This is a genomic window from Streptococcus oralis, assembly GCF_001578935.1.
Taxonomy (GTDB): Bacteria; Bacillota; Bacilli; order Lactobacillales; family Streptococcaceae; genus Streptococcus; species Streptococcus oralis_R.
In genome coordinates this window covers 472,768-489,064 of sequence record NZ_KQ969521.1, presented here as the reverse complement: position 1 = coordinate 489,064, position 16,297 = coordinate 472,768, and the positions used below count along the sequence as shown (strand labels likewise).

12 protein-coding genes and 1 pseudogene are annotated in these 16,297 nt (G+C 40.4%); 2 read left to right on the top strand and 11 right to left on the bottom strand.

The features are described from left to right. The 6 genes and pseudogenes from SORDD15_RS10420 to SORDD15_RS02395 form a co-directional block, all read right to left on the bottom strand. A partial coding sequence (locus tag SORDD15_RS10420; protein ID WP_269138078.1) for an alpha-amylase family glycosyl hydrolase occupies positions 1 to 1,439 on the bottom strand: 1,439 nt, incomplete at its 3' end. Positions 1,440 to 1,592: 153 nt separating this feature from the next. Next, a complete protein-coding gene (gene ligA, locus SORDD15_RS02415) occupies positions 1,593 to 3,551 on the bottom strand; it encodes an NAD-dependent DNA ligase LigA (protein ID WP_061414011.1) in 1,959 nt (652 codons plus the stop codon). Positions 3,552 to 3,640: 89 nt separating this feature from the next. Further along, positions 3,641 to 4,819 carry an MFS transporter gene (locus SORDD15_RS02410; protein WP_061414009.1) on the bottom strand — a complete coding sequence of 393 codons (1,179 nt, stop codon included), beginning with the start codon at positions 4,817 to 4,819 and terminating at the stop codon, positions 3,641 to 3,643. 79 nt (positions 4,820 to 4,898) lie between these two features. After that, on the bottom strand, positions 4,899 to 5,762 hold the full coding sequence (locus tag SORDD15_RS02405; RefSeq protein WP_061414006.1) for an Rgg family transcriptional regulator: 864 nt from the start codon (positions 5,760 to 5,762) through the stop codon (positions 4,899 to 4,901). Between the two features lie 3 nt (positions 5,763 to 5,765). Next, a pseudogene (locus SORDD15_RS02400) lies at positions 5,766 to 7,666 on the bottom strand (ABC-F family ATP-binding cassette domain-containing protein). A gap of 78 nt (positions 7,667 to 7,744) precedes the next feature. After that, positions 7,745 to 8,899, bottom strand: coding sequence for a DUF5105 domain-containing protein (locus tag SORDD15_RS02395; RefSeq protein ID WP_061414004.1), 1,155 nt, complete (start codon positions 8,897 to 8,899; stop codon positions 7,745 to 7,747). A gap of 405 nt (positions 8,900 to 9,304) precedes the next feature. Here SORDD15_RS02395 and SORDD15_RS02390 point away from each other — a divergent pair, with 405 nt between their 5' ends. Together SORDD15_RS02390 and SORDD15_RS02385 are read left to right on the top strand one after the other, a co-directional pair. Continuing rightward, positions 9,305 to 11,023 carry a phospho-sugar mutase gene (locus SORDD15_RS02390; protein ID WP_061414002.1) on the top strand — a complete coding sequence of 573 codons (1,719 nt, stop codon included), beginning with the start codon at positions 9,305 to 9,307 and terminating at the stop codon, positions 11,021 to 11,023. A gap of 110 nt (positions 11,024 to 11,133) precedes the next feature. Next, positions 11,134 to 11,481 carry a DUF6568 family protein gene (locus SORDD15_RS02385; protein ID WP_061414000.1) on the top strand — a complete coding sequence of 116 codons (348 nt, stop codon included), beginning with the start codon at positions 11,134 to 11,136 and terminating at the stop codon, positions 11,479 to 11,481. A gap of 37 nt (positions 11,482 to 11,518) precedes the next feature. Here the strand turns inward: SORDD15_RS02385 and SORDD15_RS02380 are convergent, their stop codons facing one another. The 5 genes from SORDD15_RS02380 to SORDD15_RS02360 form a co-directional block, all read right to left on the bottom strand. After that, on the bottom strand, positions 11,519 to 12,292 hold the full coding sequence (locus tag SORDD15_RS02380; RefSeq protein WP_061413998.1) for a potassium channel family protein: 774 nt from the start codon (positions 12,290 to 12,292) through the stop codon (positions 11,519 to 11,521). An 86-nt stretch (positions 12,293 to 12,378) separates the two neighbouring features. Continuing rightward, entirely contained in the window at positions 12,379 to 13,188 is an 810-nt protein-coding gene (locus SORDD15_RS02375; RefSeq protein ID WP_061413996.1) for an MBL fold metallo-hydrolase, read from the bottom strand. A 1-nt stretch (position 13,189) separates the two neighbouring features. Next, a complete protein-coding gene (gene vicK / locus SORDD15_RS02370) occupies positions 13,190 to 14,539 on the bottom strand; it encodes a cell wall metabolism sensor histidine kinase VicK (RefSeq protein ID WP_061413994.1) in 1,350 nt (449 codons plus the stop codon). After that, positions 14,532 to 15,239, bottom strand: a complete 708-nt coding sequence (gene yycF, locus SORDD15_RS02365; protein WP_061413993.1) for a response regulator YycF — start codon at positions 15,237 to 15,239, stop codon at positions 14,532 to 14,534. The genes vicK and yycF overlap by 8 nt, the downstream gene beginning before the upstream one ends. A 57-nt stretch (positions 15,240 to 15,296) precedes the next feature. Next, on the bottom strand, positions 15,297 to 16,297 hold a 1,001-nt coding region (locus SORDD15_RS02360; protein WP_061413991.1), incomplete at its 5' end, for an A/G-specific adenine glycosylase.

The window sequence follows — 16,297 nt, the reverse complement described above, 5'->3', positions numbered from 1 at the left end:
ATGCGTGGATCAACTTCATCAAGTGCCCAACGAATCGCCTGCATGGTTTTGACATCGTGAATTCCCATCAAGTCGAAACGGAAACCGTCAATATTGTATTCTTTCACCCAGTAAAGGAGTGAGTCAATCATATACTTGCGGTACATTTCGTGTTCGCTTGCGGTTTCATTTCCTACACCTGTACCGTTTTGGAAGGTTCCATCGGGATTCATACGATAGTAATAATCAGGAACAGTTGTTTGGAAAGGTGCATCGACCGTTGAAAAGGTATGGTTGTAAACGACATCCATAATGACACCGATTCCCGCATCATGATATGCCTGAATCATGGTCTTGAGGTCTCGAATAACCTGTCCAGGATCATCTGGATTACTAGAGAAACTTGGTTCTGGCGCATTGTAGTTTTGAGGGTCATAACCCCAGTTATAGGTTACATTCCCGTCCTCGTCGTATTCCTTATGACGATCAAAGATTGGTTGGAGTTGAACATAATTACAGCCGAGTTCTTTGATATAGTCAAAGGCAGTTGCTTGACCATACTGGTTAACTGTTCCAGTCTGGGCAGCCCCAAGGAAGGTCCCTCGAAGGTTTTCTGGAACTCCAGATGTCGGTGATTTTGTAAAATCACGAATATGCATTTCACAGATAACGGCTTTACATGGGTTTTCCAAACGCCAGTGTGCATCTACTCCGTGTTTGACTTTAAATCCTTCTACCTGTCTATCTTGCTGAGAGAGGATGACAGAATGTTTCCCGTCAGGACTTGTAGCAATAGTGTAAGGGTCTCGTGTCAAGGTCTGGTGGTGCGGAAACTCAATCCGATACTGATAGGCTTTACCTGCAAGATTTTCATCCAGGTCTACACTCCAAACACCAATGGTATTGTACTTATGGCTGTATGAATAGCTATTCCCACGCTTGAGATTAAAGGTTTTCCAAATCGGCGCGTCGTTACTTGTATTTTCATAAACGACCACTTGGACTGCTGTAGCTGTTGGAGCCCAGAGTTTAAAGCTTGTCTGGCAGTCTGAGATACTGTAACCTAACTCTCCTTGGTATCCCCAATGATGATCAAAACTTTCACTGTGAAAGGCTTTATCAAAAGCAAACGGGTTGCGATCTTTATAGTAAGGACTTGCAATGGCTGGATTTTCAGAATAATAAACCGTCTCATCGCCATCTAATATCCAAACCTCAGTCAACAGTGGATAATAGTTAAACCGTAGAAGATAGTCTTTTGTCTTTCCATCTATTTCGACAGAAAAGGTCAAAGTATCAAGCCTTTCTGCACTTGTGACTGTAAAGGAGAATTTTGCTCCAAAATAGTCATTTTCATAATACAAATTTTCTTTAACATCTGCTTGTTTTCTACTGAATGAACAAGCGGCATAATCCCCATTTTTTCGATGAAAATGGATGACTACAGGGTAACTATACATTTCTTTTCCTAATTCCTAATTTCAATTTTAATTTTTTTGTGTGCTGAAGAATTTAGCGGGAATTTCAGCACAATAGAGAATAGTTCAATAGATATAAAAACATATCAGGAGAGATAGTCCCAAACTACCTAACATCTAGTTTTCAACTATTCCTTACAAACTTTCTAGCCAGGCTTCATCTCGAACCTCGATACCAAGTTCTTGTGCTTTTTGGAGCTTGCTTCCTGCATCTGCTCCTGCTACGACAAGATTCGTTTTCTTAGAAACACTGCCTGTGACTTTGGCACCAAGACTTTCGAGTTTACTTTTGGCTTCAGAGCGCGTGAGGTGTTCCAATTTCCCCGTGAGTACAACGGTCAAACCTGACAAGGCCGCATCTGCTACTACTGTCTGTCCCTTGTAATCCAGGTTGACTCCAGCTTCTTTCAACTCGCCTAAGAGAATCTTCGACCCTTCTGTTGCAAAATAAGTCTGAAGACTTTGGGCAATCACACTACCTAAGCTTTCGATACTTGCTACTTCCTCTGGGTCTGCTTGGGCTAGATTTTCAATAGAGTGAAAGTGTTGAAGCAAGAGTTGGCTAGCCTTGCTTCCGACATGGCGAATTCCCAGACCAAACAAGAGCTTTTCAGCAGAGTTTTCCTTAGATGCTTGAATGGCTTGATATAGTTTAGAAGCAGACTTTTCCTTGACACCTTCTAAAAGGAGGAAATCATCTTCTTTCAAACGGTAAATATCTGCCACATCCTTAACTAGATTGGCAGCAAAAAGTTTTTCAACGATAGACGGTCCAAGTCCTGTAATATTCATGGCGTCTCGAGAGGCAAAGTGAATCAAACCTTCCATGATTTGGGCAGGACAGCGAGGATTGATACAACGAAGAGCCACTTCATCTTCAAAGTGAAGCAAGTGACTGTCACAACTTGGACAATTAGTCGGAATGTCTAGTTTTTCTTCAGAAACACGCTTAGACTCTACCACACGCAAAACAGCAGGAATGATGTCCCCCGCCTTATAAACGATAACTGTATCATCTTTGCGGATATCTTTTTCAGCAATATAATCTACATTGTGCAGGGTTGCACGGCTAACAGTTGTGCCAGCAAGCTGAACAGGAGTTAGATTGGCAGTCGGGGTCACAACACCCGTACGACCTACTGTCCAGTCAACTGAAAGGAGCTGGGCTTCTTTTTCTTCAGCAGGAAATTTATAGGCGACTGCCCACTTAGGCGCTTTAACGGTAAAACCGAGCTCTTCTTGACCTGCTAGGTCATTGACCTTGATCACCACTCCATCAATGTCATAAGGTAAATTATCCCGTTCTTGTCCTACTTCTTGGATAAAATTCCATAACTCATCTATGCTTTTAGCCAATATTCGCTTAGGATTAACTACAAAACCAAGTTGTTCAAGGTGATCCAAAACTTTTTCTTGGCTGTCACGAGTTGAAGGGCTGGCTTCTTGATAGAGGAAAGTGGCAAGATTGCGCTTGGCTACTACTGCTGTATCCAACTGACGCAAGGTCCCAGCTGCTGCATTACGAGGATTGGCAAATTCAGGCTCCCCATTTTCTTGGCGAGCTTGGTTGACCTGATCAAACGAAGCACGTGGCATATAACACTCTCCACGAACGGTGATATCTAGTTCTTCTGGCAAGGTCAGAGGAATGTCCTTGACACGCTTGAGGTTCTCTGTGATATTCTCTCCAATAGAACCATCCCCACGTGTCGCACCGACTACTAAAATTCCCTTTTCATATGTAAGCGAGATAGACAAACCATCGATTTTCAGCTCACAGATATAGATTGGATGGGGTAATTCCTTTCGAACACGCGCATCAAAAGCTTCTAACTCTTCACGTGAAAAAGCATCCTGCAAACTATAAAGAGGATACTGATGACTGTATTTTTCAAAACCATCTAAAACCTTACCACCAACACGATGGGTTGGACTGTCCGCTAAAACTTGATCTGGATAGGCAGCTTCCAATTCGACCAACTCTCGGTAGAGGCGATCATACTCACTATCTGAAACCGACGGATTGTCACTCGTATAGTACTCGGTCGCATAACGATTAAGTAAGGCAACTAACTCATTCATTCTTTCATTCATAATCCCATTTTACCACAAAGCAAGCCCTCCTCACAATAGAGAAGGGCTGAAAAATGGTTTGTAGTGTAATATTTTCTAAAAAAGAGAAATTATAACTCTTTTTCAAAATGACTTCGCACATAAATGAGGGATAGACAAGCTAGGATGATAACCCCGATTCCAATTATCAAGAAAGAAGAGAGATGTACACTTGGTAGCACTGTCATAAAGCCTTTTGCAATCGGCATAAATAGAATGGCTAAGGTAAAAATTGTGCTTAGCACTCTCCCCAAGTATTCGCCCTCAACCTTGGTTTGCACCTGAGTAAAAAAGTGAATATTAAATATCGTCATAAACAGTTCACAAACTAAATTTCCAGAAAAGGAAAGAAAAGTTGGCAGTGGTAATCCCATCATAAAAACTCCAACTCCAGTCAAGGCCAATAAAATCAAAAGATTATAAACACTTGCCTTTATTTTACTAGCTAGAAGAGCTCCGATAATCGAACCAATAGCGCCCATAGTCAAAATAGTTGCATAAGCTCCTTCTCCCCCGTATAGTCGATTTGAAAAGGGAAGGAGAAATTCAAAGGCTGCAAAAAAGAAATTAACACTGGAAGCTACTACCAAAAGGAAAAAGATCTCTTGCTGGCGCCAAATATAGCGAATCCCTTCTTTCATATCAGCAAAAATATTTTTCCAACGGAAAGTATTTTTCACTTGTTCCTGAGTCTCTTTTTGGGGAAGTAAAGCTACTAAGGTAAATGCAATGAAAAAACTAATAGCATCTAAAACGAGCGTCATATGGAGACTGGCAAATTGTAAAACGAGGAAAGAAAGTACAGGGGAGCTAACTCCTACAACCTGCAAAACGAGCTCTAAGCGAGCGTTATAGGTCACAATCTCGTCTTTTTCTACAACCTCAGTTATAATGGCTTTGTTGGCTGTACGAGAAAATGCAAAGGCAACCGCCTGAACAATATTGGCGAAGATCAGAGCAGCAATCATCAAGCTATTATTTCTGATGAAAGAAATAGCTAAACAGAGAATGCCACAAATCAGGTCTGTCGTCATCAAAATTTTGCGACGCGAAAAGCGGTCCGAAATCACTCCACCAAAGGGATTGACTAGAATCGATGTAACTAACTCAGAAATTTGATAAATCCCAAGAACAGTCTGTCCTATCGTTCCCATTGATGCCAACCAAACACTGTTTCCATAATCATAGAGCATATTTCCTATTTTATTAATAGCCCCACGACTAATCAACTGGATTGCATGTCGATTCATATAAAAAGCTCCTCTCTCTTTTGAAACTATTGTATCAAAACTGAAAAGAGTCTCTTTGTTTTTCCCTTATTTGGGAAATTTAAGCATTTACAAATTTTTCATAATGTTCCTGATAGTAAGCTACTTGCTCTGGAAGTCCAAGCACCTCAAAAATATGCATGGCTTCCTGCATTTGACTACAACCTTCTTCTTTCAAGTCTCTCTGGTAGAGGGCGAAACCTTTGAGATAATGGAAGATATTGCGCTCATAAAGCTTGATACCATTTCCAATCAACTTCTCTACATAGCCCTCAAAATAGTCCGCATCCGTAAAGGAACGTTTTTCCAAACAATGCTGGTAACAGTTAAGAGCTAAAATCAAAACTAGTTTACGATGCCGACCAATTTCTTTGTAGTAGTCTTCTCGCTCCATGACTTCTCTGCCAATCCGAGCTACATAGTCCACATTGTAGAAAGTATAGAGATTACCGAAAAGAATCAACTCATACATAGTCCATTCTTCTGTTCGGAAAAGATAATCTGCTACCTTTTCCAAATCACTCTGACTCATCGTGTAATGAGCATCTCTTTGACAAATCAGACCTTGTAGCAGAATCCAATTCAGCTCAAAATAGAGGGGATTGGTCGAACTCTTCGCTTTCTCAAGCTGTTCGTTTTGAAGCTTTTGAAAACCTGCAATATCATTTGAGTAGTAAAGCGGAATAATCTGTGCCATCAAGGCAACATGTTCATGATTTTGGAAATCCCTAGCCTTGTCCATGAAATTTTCAATAGTCACATGAATATTGTCCAAAATCTCAAAGAAACGAGAAACTGCTAGATCAGACTCCCCAAGCTCGAAGCGAGATAATTGAGAGGTAGAGCAGGACTCGCCTGCAGCCTCCTTTAAGGAATAATTGCCACTTGTCCGAAATTCACGAAATACCTTTCCAAGATGTTCCATTTCTTACACCTGCTCCGATAATTCTTCCCACTCAAGCATGGCTTCTTCCTGACGGTGGCTGATTTTGTCGAGTTCAGTCTGCAATTCCATGAGCTTTTCAGCATCGTTGGTTTCCAGCATTCGTTCAGAAATGACTTGGCTTTGACTTTCTAACTCTTCGATTTCAGCCTCTAAACTCTCTATTTGGCGCATGAGTTTGCGAATCTCTTTTTGACTTTCTTTCTGAGCTTGGTAGTCATTTACTGGACTTGCTTCTTTTGCTTGATTGCTAGTTGAAGCTTCCTCTGTCTGGCTGACTTCCATTTCGGCCTTTTTATCAACATAGTAGTCATAATCTCCTAGATAGAGGGCCGAACCATTCTCAGACAATTCCAAAACATGAGTGGCTACACGATTGATAAAGTAACGGTCGTGACTGACAAAGAGCAAGGTCCCATCAAAGTCAATCAAGGCATTTTCCAAGACTTCCTTGCTATCAATATCCAAGTGGTTGGTTGGCTCATCAAGGATCAGGAAGTTGTTGTTTTCCATAGACAATTTAGCCAAAAGTAACCGAGCTTTCTCGCCGCCAGACAGCATGCCAACTGATTTTTTGACATCATCCCCTGAGAAGAGGAAAGCACCAAGTCGGTTGCGGATCTCAACTTCTGGTGTCAGTTTAAAATCATTCCAAAGTTCATCCAGAACCGTATTACTTGGTGTTAGCTTGCTTTGGGTTTGGTCATAGTAACCAACATCCACATTAGCGCCAAAACGCTTCTCTCCCTTGATAAAAGGGATCTGGTCTACTATTGACTTGATAAAGGTTGATTTGCCAATACCATTTGGTCCGACAATCGCAACAGCGTTCATCTTACGAAGATCCAGATTGATAGGCTCTGACAATATTTCTCCATCATAGCCAATAGCCGCATTTTCAACGGTCAAAACGACATTTCCCGACGTTTTTTCAGACTGGAAGGTCATATTGGCTGATTTCTTGCCAGCTTCAGGCTTGTCCAAACGCTCCATTTTTTCTAGTTGTTTACGGCGAGATTGAGCACGTTTGGTCGTTGAAGCTCGGACTAGATTGCGATTGACAAAATCTTCTAGAGCCGCAATTTCCTTTTGTTGCTTTTCATAGTTCTTGGCTTCAGTTGCTAGCTTTTGCTCTTTCAGCTCGACAAAAGAAGAATAATTTCCTACATAACGATCCAAGGAATGCTTAGTTAAATCGAGTGTAATCGTCGCAACCTTGTCCAAGAAATAACGGTCGTGGCTGACAATAATGAGGGCACCACTATAGTTTACCAAGTAATTCTCTAGCCAAGCGATGGTCTCAATATCCAAGTGGTTGGTTGGCTCGTCCAAGACCAAGAGATTGGGCTTTTCAAGGAGCATTTTGGCCAGTGCCAGACGAGTATTTTGACCACCTGAAAGCTCGGCAATTTTCATCTGCCACATAGATTCATCAAACTTGAAACCATTCAAGATAGCACGGATATCAGCTTCGTAGGTAAAGCCACCTGCTTGGCGGAAATTCTCAGATAAGCGATCGTAATCTGACATCAGTTTATCCAAATCTTCACCAGACTTTTCACCCATCTCCAACTCCATCTGACGCAGTTGTGTCTCTATCCGACGCAAGTCATCAAAGACATGGAGCATTTCATCATAAATGCTATTTTCAGACTCAAAACGGCTATCTTGAGCTAGGTAAGACAGAGAGATATCTTTTTCTTATTGATTTCTCCACTAGTTGGCTCCTCTTCTCCAACCAAAATCTTTAAAAGAGTAGATTTCCCTGCACCATTTTTCCCAACTAGGGCAATCCGATCCCGTTCATCAACTTGCAGGTTGATATGTTCAAAAAGAACCTCTCCAGCAAAAGAACGTTCAATTTTATTAGCTTGTAAAATAATCATACATCTATTTTACTATCTTTTTCTCTTTTGCACAATTGCAATGAAAAAAGTTCGAGTGGTAAACCCGAACCTTTCATCTTAGTATCCAATGCCTCCACGGAATGTGCGAGCCATATCTTTTAAGTCATAGTTTTTAGAAGAGGTATCGATGGTCCATTTTCCATCTTTCTTGGTCATTTTAATTTCATAACCCTCTTTCTTCATGTTATCACTAGTGTCTAGTGGAGTTGAATCAAATTGACTCGGTGCATTTTCTAAAATGTACTTCTCACCAGCTTTCATAGCTTCTGAGTAGTTGCTATATTTACCTTTGTTTTCTTCGTAGAACTTACGGCTCAATTCATAGACATTCAAGTTATCCAAGTCGATTGTTTCTGGTCTAACATAAACAACAGCATAATCTGGCAAGTATGTCTTCACCTTGTAATCAACTTTTGCTCTCTTAGCATTTGCTTTGATGTAGGCATCTGCAAATGTTCTAAGTTCTGAATCAGATGGTTTGTAGTTATAAAAGCCTTTTCCGAACGACTCTGTAAATTTCTTGATAAACTCTTCTTTATCAGCTTTCGCATCGTTTGTGAATTCAGCACCGTTATCAGAAGATTTCTTATCATCAGCAAGTGCTACAACTTGCGATTTGTTATCAGTAGCACTCAAGTTCGTTCCACCACCAGAACTTTCCCCATTAAGATAAACCGCATCGACATATTTTTTCATTACATCTTTTGCTTCATCAATATGATCTTCATACTGACTTGGATCAACCTTGATTGCTACATCATTATTCTTTTTGGAATTTTCTTTGATGTCATCGTAAAAGCTAGGCGCGAAGTGGAGTTCATACTTAGCGTTCTTGTCGACTTCATACACTACATAACCAGCAACGCTCTTTCCTTTAGAAAGACTGTCTCCATATGACATAAACTTGGTTTTACTATCGCTTTCATAGATTTGAATTGGTTGTAATTTCTCATCTTTTTCATTATAAAGTGTAATATCTTGGCTAGTAAAACTAAACTGTTTATCACGATTGTTCTTGATTTCGACTTGAAGTGCAAGGTAGCTTGAAGATGAATCTTCATCTTTAGGCAATACAAACATACCGTCTTTTACAGAAACTTCAAAGTTTGAGTTCGAGGCAGTACCATTGTCGCTTGCTTTTTTTTGAGCTCCACAGGCAACCAGTGCTAAAGCTGATAAAAGCAAAGCAGAATGCTTAAGAATTTTTTTCATAATGGATTCTCCTTTAATGATTTACTATATTCTACCATACGCACTATAAAATTCAAAACAGAAACCAGATATTTTCAAAATATCTTAAATTTATAGAGTTTTAACTTAAATTTTTCTATATGTTCATTTGATACATTAAAGGATTCTTTATAAAAAGAATAGAATATAACAATATTTTTGATTTTCTCTATTTAAGTATTCTACAAAAAAATATAACCTTTCATATTGCAATGAATTGAATAATTGATTAGCCTTGCGAATTTAATATAAGTTAGCATGGTACCCACCATTTTCCCGCTAAAGTGCATAAGTAAATTTCCTGCATTTTAAGTTATACTAACGTTTTACTAAAATGATAAATCATGATATAATGAAAGCGATTAAAACAAATAAAGGAGTTGCCTTATGACCTACCAAGAAAATTATCAAAAATGGCTTGATTTCGCTGACCTTCCAGACTATCTTCGTCAGGATTTGGAAAAGATGGACGAAAAAACAAAGGAGGATGCCTTCTATACAAATCTTGAATTTGGTACAGCTGGAATGCGTGGTTTGATCGGGGCTGGCACAAACCGCATCAATATCTATGTTGTCCGTCAAGCGACTGAAGGTTTGGCTCGTTTGATTGAGTCTAAAGGTGGAAATGAAAAAGAACGTGGTGTAGCAATCGCCTACGATAGTCGTCACTTCTCACCTGAGTTTGCCTTTGAATCTGCGGCAGTTCTTGCTAAACATGGTATCAAATCTTACGTATTTGAAAGCCTTCGTCCAACTCCAGAACTATCATTTGCAGTTCGTCATCTCAACTGTTTCGCAGGTATCATGATTACTGCCAGTCACAACCCTGCTCCATTTAACGGTTACAAGGTTTACGGTGAAGACGGCGGGCAAATGCCTCCACATGACGCGGACGCTTTGACTACTTACATCCGTGCTATCGAAAACCCATTTGCAGTTGAAGTTGCTGATGTGGAAGCTGAAAAAGCTTCTGGCTTAATTGAAGTCATTGGCGAAGCTGTTGACGTAGAATACCTTAAAGAGGTTAAGCACGTAAACATCAACCCAGCCTTGATTGAAGAATTTGGTAAAGACATGAAAATTGTCTACACACCACTTCATGGTACTGGTGAAATGTTGGCTCGTCGTGCTCTTGCCCAAGCAGGATTTGACTCTGTTCAAGTCGTTGAAGCGCAAGCAACTGCTGACCCAGACTTCTCAACTGTAAAATCTCCAAATCCAGAAAGCCAAGCAGCCTTTGCCCTTGCTGAAGAACTCGGTCGTCAAGTTGGTGCAGATGTTCTTGTGGCAACTGACCCTGACGCTGACCGTGTTGGTGTTGAAGTTCTTCAAAAAGATGGTAGCTACCTCAACCTTTCAGGTAACCAAATCGGTGCTATCATGGCTAAATACATCTTGGAAGCCCACAAAAACGCTGGAACTCTTTCTGAAAATGCAGCCCTCTGTAAATCTATCGTATCAACTGACTTGGTAACGAAGATTGCTGAAAGCTACGGCGCAACTATGTTCAACGTTTTGACAGGTTTCAAATTTATCGCTGAAAAAATTCAAGAATTCGAAGAAAAACACAACCACACTTACATGATGGGATTTGAAGAAAGCTTCGGTTACTTGATTAAACCATTCGTACGTGATAAAGATGCTATCCAAGCTGTTCTTGTCGTTGCTGAACTTGCTGCCTACTACCGTTCACGTGGTTTGACCCTTGCTGACGGTATCGAAGAAATCTACAAAGAATACGGCTACTACGCTGAAAAGACTATCTCTGTTACCCTTTCAGGTGTCGATGGTGCTGAACAAATCAAAGCCATTATGGCTAAATTCCGCAACAATGCTCCAAAAGAATTCAATGCGACTGCTATCTCTGTCACAGAAGACTTTAAGGCTCTTACCTCTACTGCTACAGACGGTACAGTGACTACCCTCACTACGCCACCAAGCGATGTCTTGAAATACAGCCTTGCAGATGGTTCTTGGATTGCTGTTCGCCCTTCAGGTACAGAACCAAAAATCAAATTCTACATTGCCGTTGTGGGTGAAAGTAATGAAGATTCACAAGCTAAGATTGCCAACATCGAAGCAGAAATCAATGCGTTTGTAAAATAAAAATCTATAAGAGATGAGACCAACCAATCTCATCTTTTTTCGTATCAAATCTAAGCATTTTTAGAAACTTTATGGCATACTAGATTTATCAATGAAAGCGAGGTAATCTCATGGAACAATTTTTAGAAAACATCAAAGACCTTGAAGTCACTACAGTCGCGCGTGCGCTAGAAGCTCTTGATAAAAAAGAAACAGCAACCTTCTTTATTGGCCGTAAAACTTGCCCTTACTGCCGTAAATTTGCTGGCACATTGGCAGATGTCGTAGCTGAAACTAAAGCCCACATCTACTTCATCAACAGTGAAGAACCAAGCCAACTCAATGAGTTACAAGAATTCCGTTCACGCTATGGAATTCCAACTGTACCAGGCTTCGTTCACATTGCAGATGGACAAATCAATGTCCGTTGCGACTCTTCCATGTCCGCACAAGAAATCAAGGAATTTGCTGGATTGTAAAAAAGCCACTCGTCGAGTGGTTTTTGTATTGTCTAAATTACTTTTTTTCAAGCGAGTCTTGTATCATTCTATGCAGTTCTTCTATCTTCTCAGATTGTTTCTCTAGTAATATTCTTTGAGTTATTAATTCATCTTGGAGTTTATCAAGTTTTATCTGCTCATCTGGATTATCCTTTACAAAAAAGTTTGTCAAAGCACTTGTTAACATCCCTATTGTGCCAATACCAACAAGCATTAGTAAAACAGCTAACCACTTCCCAAAAATCGACGCAGGAACAATATCTCCATAACCAACAGTCGTTACAGTTACAAGCGCCCACCAAAGACTATCTGAGAATGATTTTTCTTCAACAACAGATAAAATTGAACTACCTACCAGTACAATAAAGGAATTGAGATAGAAAATATAAAGTAAGCCATTTGTTCGTAAGAGTTTTCCAACCTTCTTTTCCAACTTGCCAGTCAATCCAACGACTCTTAAAAGACGAGTTAGTTTCAGTAATTTTGTAAGCCTTGCTAAGCGGAAGATACGCCCTAATCGAAATACTGTAAAAATAGCATTCAAAGGAAGGATGGCTAGCAAGTCGAAGATATTTTCAAATATAAATTTCCATTTTTCTTTACTTGAAAAGAAGCGCCAACCATAATCTACCACAAAAACAAACCAAATCAGTAAATCAATAATACTATAGGGTGGATTATCCAAATCAATCATCTCAGCAAATCCAAGCAAGACAAGGACAACTGATATCAATGCAAGTATGATAATCGTTGTGTCATAGTAATCCTTTAATAGCCATTTTCTCTTCACACTGCTACTCCTTTAGTTCTTTTAATCATTATATCACACTAAATCCCTAATAAAATACAAAACAAAAGAAGGCACTCGCCTTCTTTTTATATATCTGTCAATGGAGTTGCAGTATCTGGTGAGGTATCATAAACCTTAAAGTCTACTCCGACTCCCAGATCGGCTTGGGCTAGCTGATTGACCATGGTCATATGAGCCAGCTCCTTGATATTGTTCTCTTTGGACAAGTGGCCAAGATAGATTTTCTTAGTCCGATTTCCCATTGAACGAATCATGGCCTCAGCACCGTCTTCGTTAGAAAGGTGACCGAGATCCGATAGGATTCGTTGTTTGAGACGCCAAGCGTAAGATCCTGCTCGCAAAATCTCCACATCGTGGTTGGACTCGATGAGGTAGCCGTCCGCATTCTCGACAATTCCTTCCATACGGTCACTTACATAACCTGTATCGGTCAGCATGACGAAGCTCTTGTCGTCTTTCATAAATCGGTAAAACTGTGGTGCTGCCGCATCATGGCTAACACCAAAACTCTCAATGTCGATATCACCAAAGGTTTTGGTTTTACCCATTTCAAAGATATGCTTTTGCGAAGAATCTACCTTGCCAAGATACTTACTATTTTCCATAGCCTGCCAGGTCTTTTCATTGGCGTAAAGATCCATGCCATATTTACGAGCCAAGACACCGACTCCGTGGATATGGTCTGAATGCTCATGCGTAATCAGAATCGCATCCAGATCTTCAGGTTTACGATTGATTTCAGCTAGCAGGCTAGTAATTTTCTTACCAGATAAGCCTGCATCTACTAGGATTTTCTTTTTTGACGTTTCCAGATAAAAGGAATTTCCACTGGAACCTGATGCTAAAATACTGTATTTAAAGCCTTTTTCACTCATTCTAGTCTTCTATTTCGTCCTCCCAGATTTCTTCTTTTACGGCATCCTTATCATAAGGGAGCACTATGGTAAAGGTCGATCCCTTACCGTATTCACTTTTTGCCCAAATAAAGCCATTGTGTTGTTTAATGATTTCTTTTGCGATAGCCAGACCTAGACCAGTTCCACCTTGAGCCCGACTTCTTGCACGATCCACACGGTAGAAGCGGTCAAAAATCTTCGGCAAATCTTGTTTTGGAATGCCTAGACCTTGGTCTTTGATGGATAAAATCATCTGGTCATCAGTAGTTTTCATGCTAACAGTAATTTTGCCACCATCTGGCGAGTACTTGATGGCATTGTTAAGAATATTATCTATCACCTGAGTCATCTTATCGGTATCAATCTCGATCCAAACTGAATTAATAGGGTAATCTCTGACAAGTTCATATTTTTTCTCATCATCCTGACTTCTCATCTTATCAAAGCGGTTGAGAATAAAGGTGATGAATGCTGTAAAATTAATCAATTCCACATCTAGCTGACTTGTCGCATTATCAATACGAGAGAGATGCAAGAGATCTGTCACCATCCGCATCATACGGTTGGTTTCATCGAGTGAAACCTTGATAAAATCAGGAGCAACAGGATCATACAGAGCTCCCTCGTCCAAGGCTTCAAGATAAGATTTTACACTGGTCAAAGGAGTTCGCAACTCATGACTCACGTTCGAAACAAAGAGTCTTCGCTCACGCTCTTCCTTCTCCTGCTCGGTCGTATCATGTAAAACGGCAACCAAACCAGAGATGAAACCTGACTCACGGCGAACCAGAGCAAAACGTACACGAAGGCTTAGATATTCACCATTTACATCCTGGGAGTCAATCGTCAACTCAGGAATCTGTGTAATCAGGTCACGCAACTCATACTCATCTTCTATCTTAAGCAATTCGAGGATGCTTTTATTCAGAACATCTTCTTTCTGCACACCGAGCTGTTTCTTGGCCATATCGTTGATCATAGTAATCTGGCCACGGCGATTGGTCGCAAGAACGCCATCTGTCATGTAAGAAAGAATACTGTTCAATCGTTTACTCTCTTGTTCCAGATTTTCTTGGGTCAAACGAATAACTTCTGACAAATCGTTCAGATTATTGGTGATATTGGTAATTTCTGTACTTCCTTGCAAGTCCAAAACTTGAGAATAATCACCTGCAATCAAGTCCTTAACCTTTTGATTTATCTCCTTTAGACGGATATTATCCCGACGATTTTCCAGTAACAGCAAGGTCACCACCAGGATAAAGCCAAGTAAAATCAGGATAAAGATAAAATCGCTGGTCAGAATAGTTTGTCTAATATCTTCAATCATTATTTCTCATATAGTATCCAACACCACGACGTGTGAGAATGTACTCTGGACGACTTGGAGTATCTTCGATTTTCTCACGCAAGCGTCTAATGGTCACATCCACTGTACGAACATCACCAAAATAGTCATAACCCCATACAGTCTCAAGCAAGTGTTCACGCGTAATCACTTGACCAATATGAGACGCCAAGTGATACAAGAGTTCAAACTCACGGTGGGTCAAATCTAATTCCTCACCATATTTCTTAGCCACGTAAGCATCGGGCACGATTTCCAAATCACCAATTTGTAAAGGCTGCGTCTTCTTCTCATCAGACTCTTGGCTATCCACAGAAACTAGGTCTGTACGACGAAGCAGAGCCTTGACACGAGCCTGCAACTCACGGTTTGAGAAAGGTTTTGTAACATAATCGTCTGCACCTAACTCTAAACCAATAACCTTGTCAAACTCGCTATCCTTAGCTGATAGCATGATAATCGGCACGCTACTAGTCTTACGAATAGCTTTAGCAACTTCTAAACCATCAATTTCAGGGAGCATCAAGTCGAGGATAATAATATCCGGCTGCTCCGCTTCAAATAACTCGATCGCTTCACGACCATTGAAGGCTGTTACAACTTCATATCCTTCCTTGGACATGTTAAACTTGATAATATCTGAGATTGGTTTTTCATCATCTACAATTAATATTTTTTTCATAGGTTCACCTTTTTCTTTATCTATTATAACAAAAAAATGCAAAGAAGGCACAAATGGCTACTGTAAGTCTTCATCTTCAAGAGCTGTTTTATAAGCCTGCCAAATCTTTTGCTGGGGTTTCGCGAGTGGATAATCAGAAAACTCCTGAGGTGAGACCCATCGAACTTCTCTATCTAAAAATTGTTTCGAATTGGTTACCTGACCTGCTAGGATTTGAATACGCCACTTACGATGGCTAAAGATATGCTTGACTTGATCAAATACTTGTTGGGACCAATTCACTTCTAAATCATAGTCTTGCTCAAAGTTTTCTTGAGGACTTGGCCCAAATATTCTGCTTTCCTCTGTGACTTGTGAAAAGAGATCTAGTTGATTGTCATCACTTGAAAAATCGTCAACTTCAATCAGTGGGAAGTGCCAAAAACCGGCCAGTAGTTTCTCGCTTGCGTTTTTCTCAAGTAGATATTGACCACGGTCATTGCGTACAACTAAAGCCTTGAGATAAATTGGCATGGGCTTTTTCTTAGGAGCCTTAATTGGATATACATCCATAGTCCCATTCTGATAGGCTGCGCTAAAGTCCTTAACAGGGCTTTCTTCTGGTCGAGGGTTAACTGGGGCCTCTATATCTGACCCTAAATCCATCAAAGCTTGATTAAAGTCACCCGGACGATCCGGGTCAATCAAGATTTCCATCATTGCCTGAAAAATTTTGCGATTGCTTGGAATGCCAATATCATGATTAACCTCAAATAAGCGCGCCAAAACACGCATGACATTGCCATCGACCGCTGGCTCGGGCAAATTAAAAGCAATACTGGATATGGCTCCTGCTGTGTAAGGGCCAATTCCTTTCAAACTGGAAATTCCTTCGTAAGTATTTGGAAATTGACCCCCAAAGTCAGCCATAATCTGCTGGGCTGCAGCCTGCATATTGCGCACTCTAGAATAATAGCCCAATCCCTCCCAAGCCTTCAGCAAACGCTCCTCAGGCGCATTCGCCAAACTTTCTACTGTTGGAAACCAGTCCAAGAATCGTTCGTAGTATGGAATAACTG

Bases quoted from the DNA above. Each gene is read 5' to 3' on its own strand.
- ligA (WP_061414011.1), bottom strand. From the start codon at position 3,551: ATGAATGAAAGAATGAATGAGTTAGTTGCCTTACTTAATCGTTATGCG.
- SORDD15_RS02410 (WP_061414009.1), bottom strand. From the start codon at position 4,819: ATGAATCGACATGCAATCCAGTTGATTAGTCGTGGGGCTATTAATAAA.
- SORDD15_RS02405 (WP_061414006.1), bottom strand. From the start codon at position 5,762: ATGGAACATCTTGGAAAGGTATTTCGTGAATTTCGGACAAGTGGCAAT.
- SORDD15_RS02395 (WP_061414004.1), bottom strand. From the start codon at position 8,899: ATGAAAAAAATTCTTAAGCATTCTGCTTTGCTTTTATCAGCTTTAGCA.
- SORDD15_RS02390 (WP_061414002.1), top strand. From the start codon at position 9,305: ATGACCTACCAAGAAAATTATCAAAAATGGCTTGATTTCGCTGACCTT.
- SORDD15_RS02385 (WP_061414000.1), top strand. From the start codon at position 11,134: ATGGAACAATTTTTAGAAAACATCAAAGACCTTGAAGTCACTACAGTC.
- SORDD15_RS02375 (WP_061413996.1), bottom strand. From the start codon at position 13,188: ATGAGTGAAAAAGGCTTTAAATACAGTATTTTAGCATCAGGTTCCAGT.
- vicK (WP_061413994.1), bottom strand. From the start codon at position 14,539: ATGATTGAAGATATTAGACAAACTATTCTGACCAGCGATTTTATCTTT.
- yycF (WP_061413993.1), bottom strand. From the start codon at position 15,239: ATGAAAAAAATATTAATTGTAGATGATGAAAAACCAATCTCAGATATT.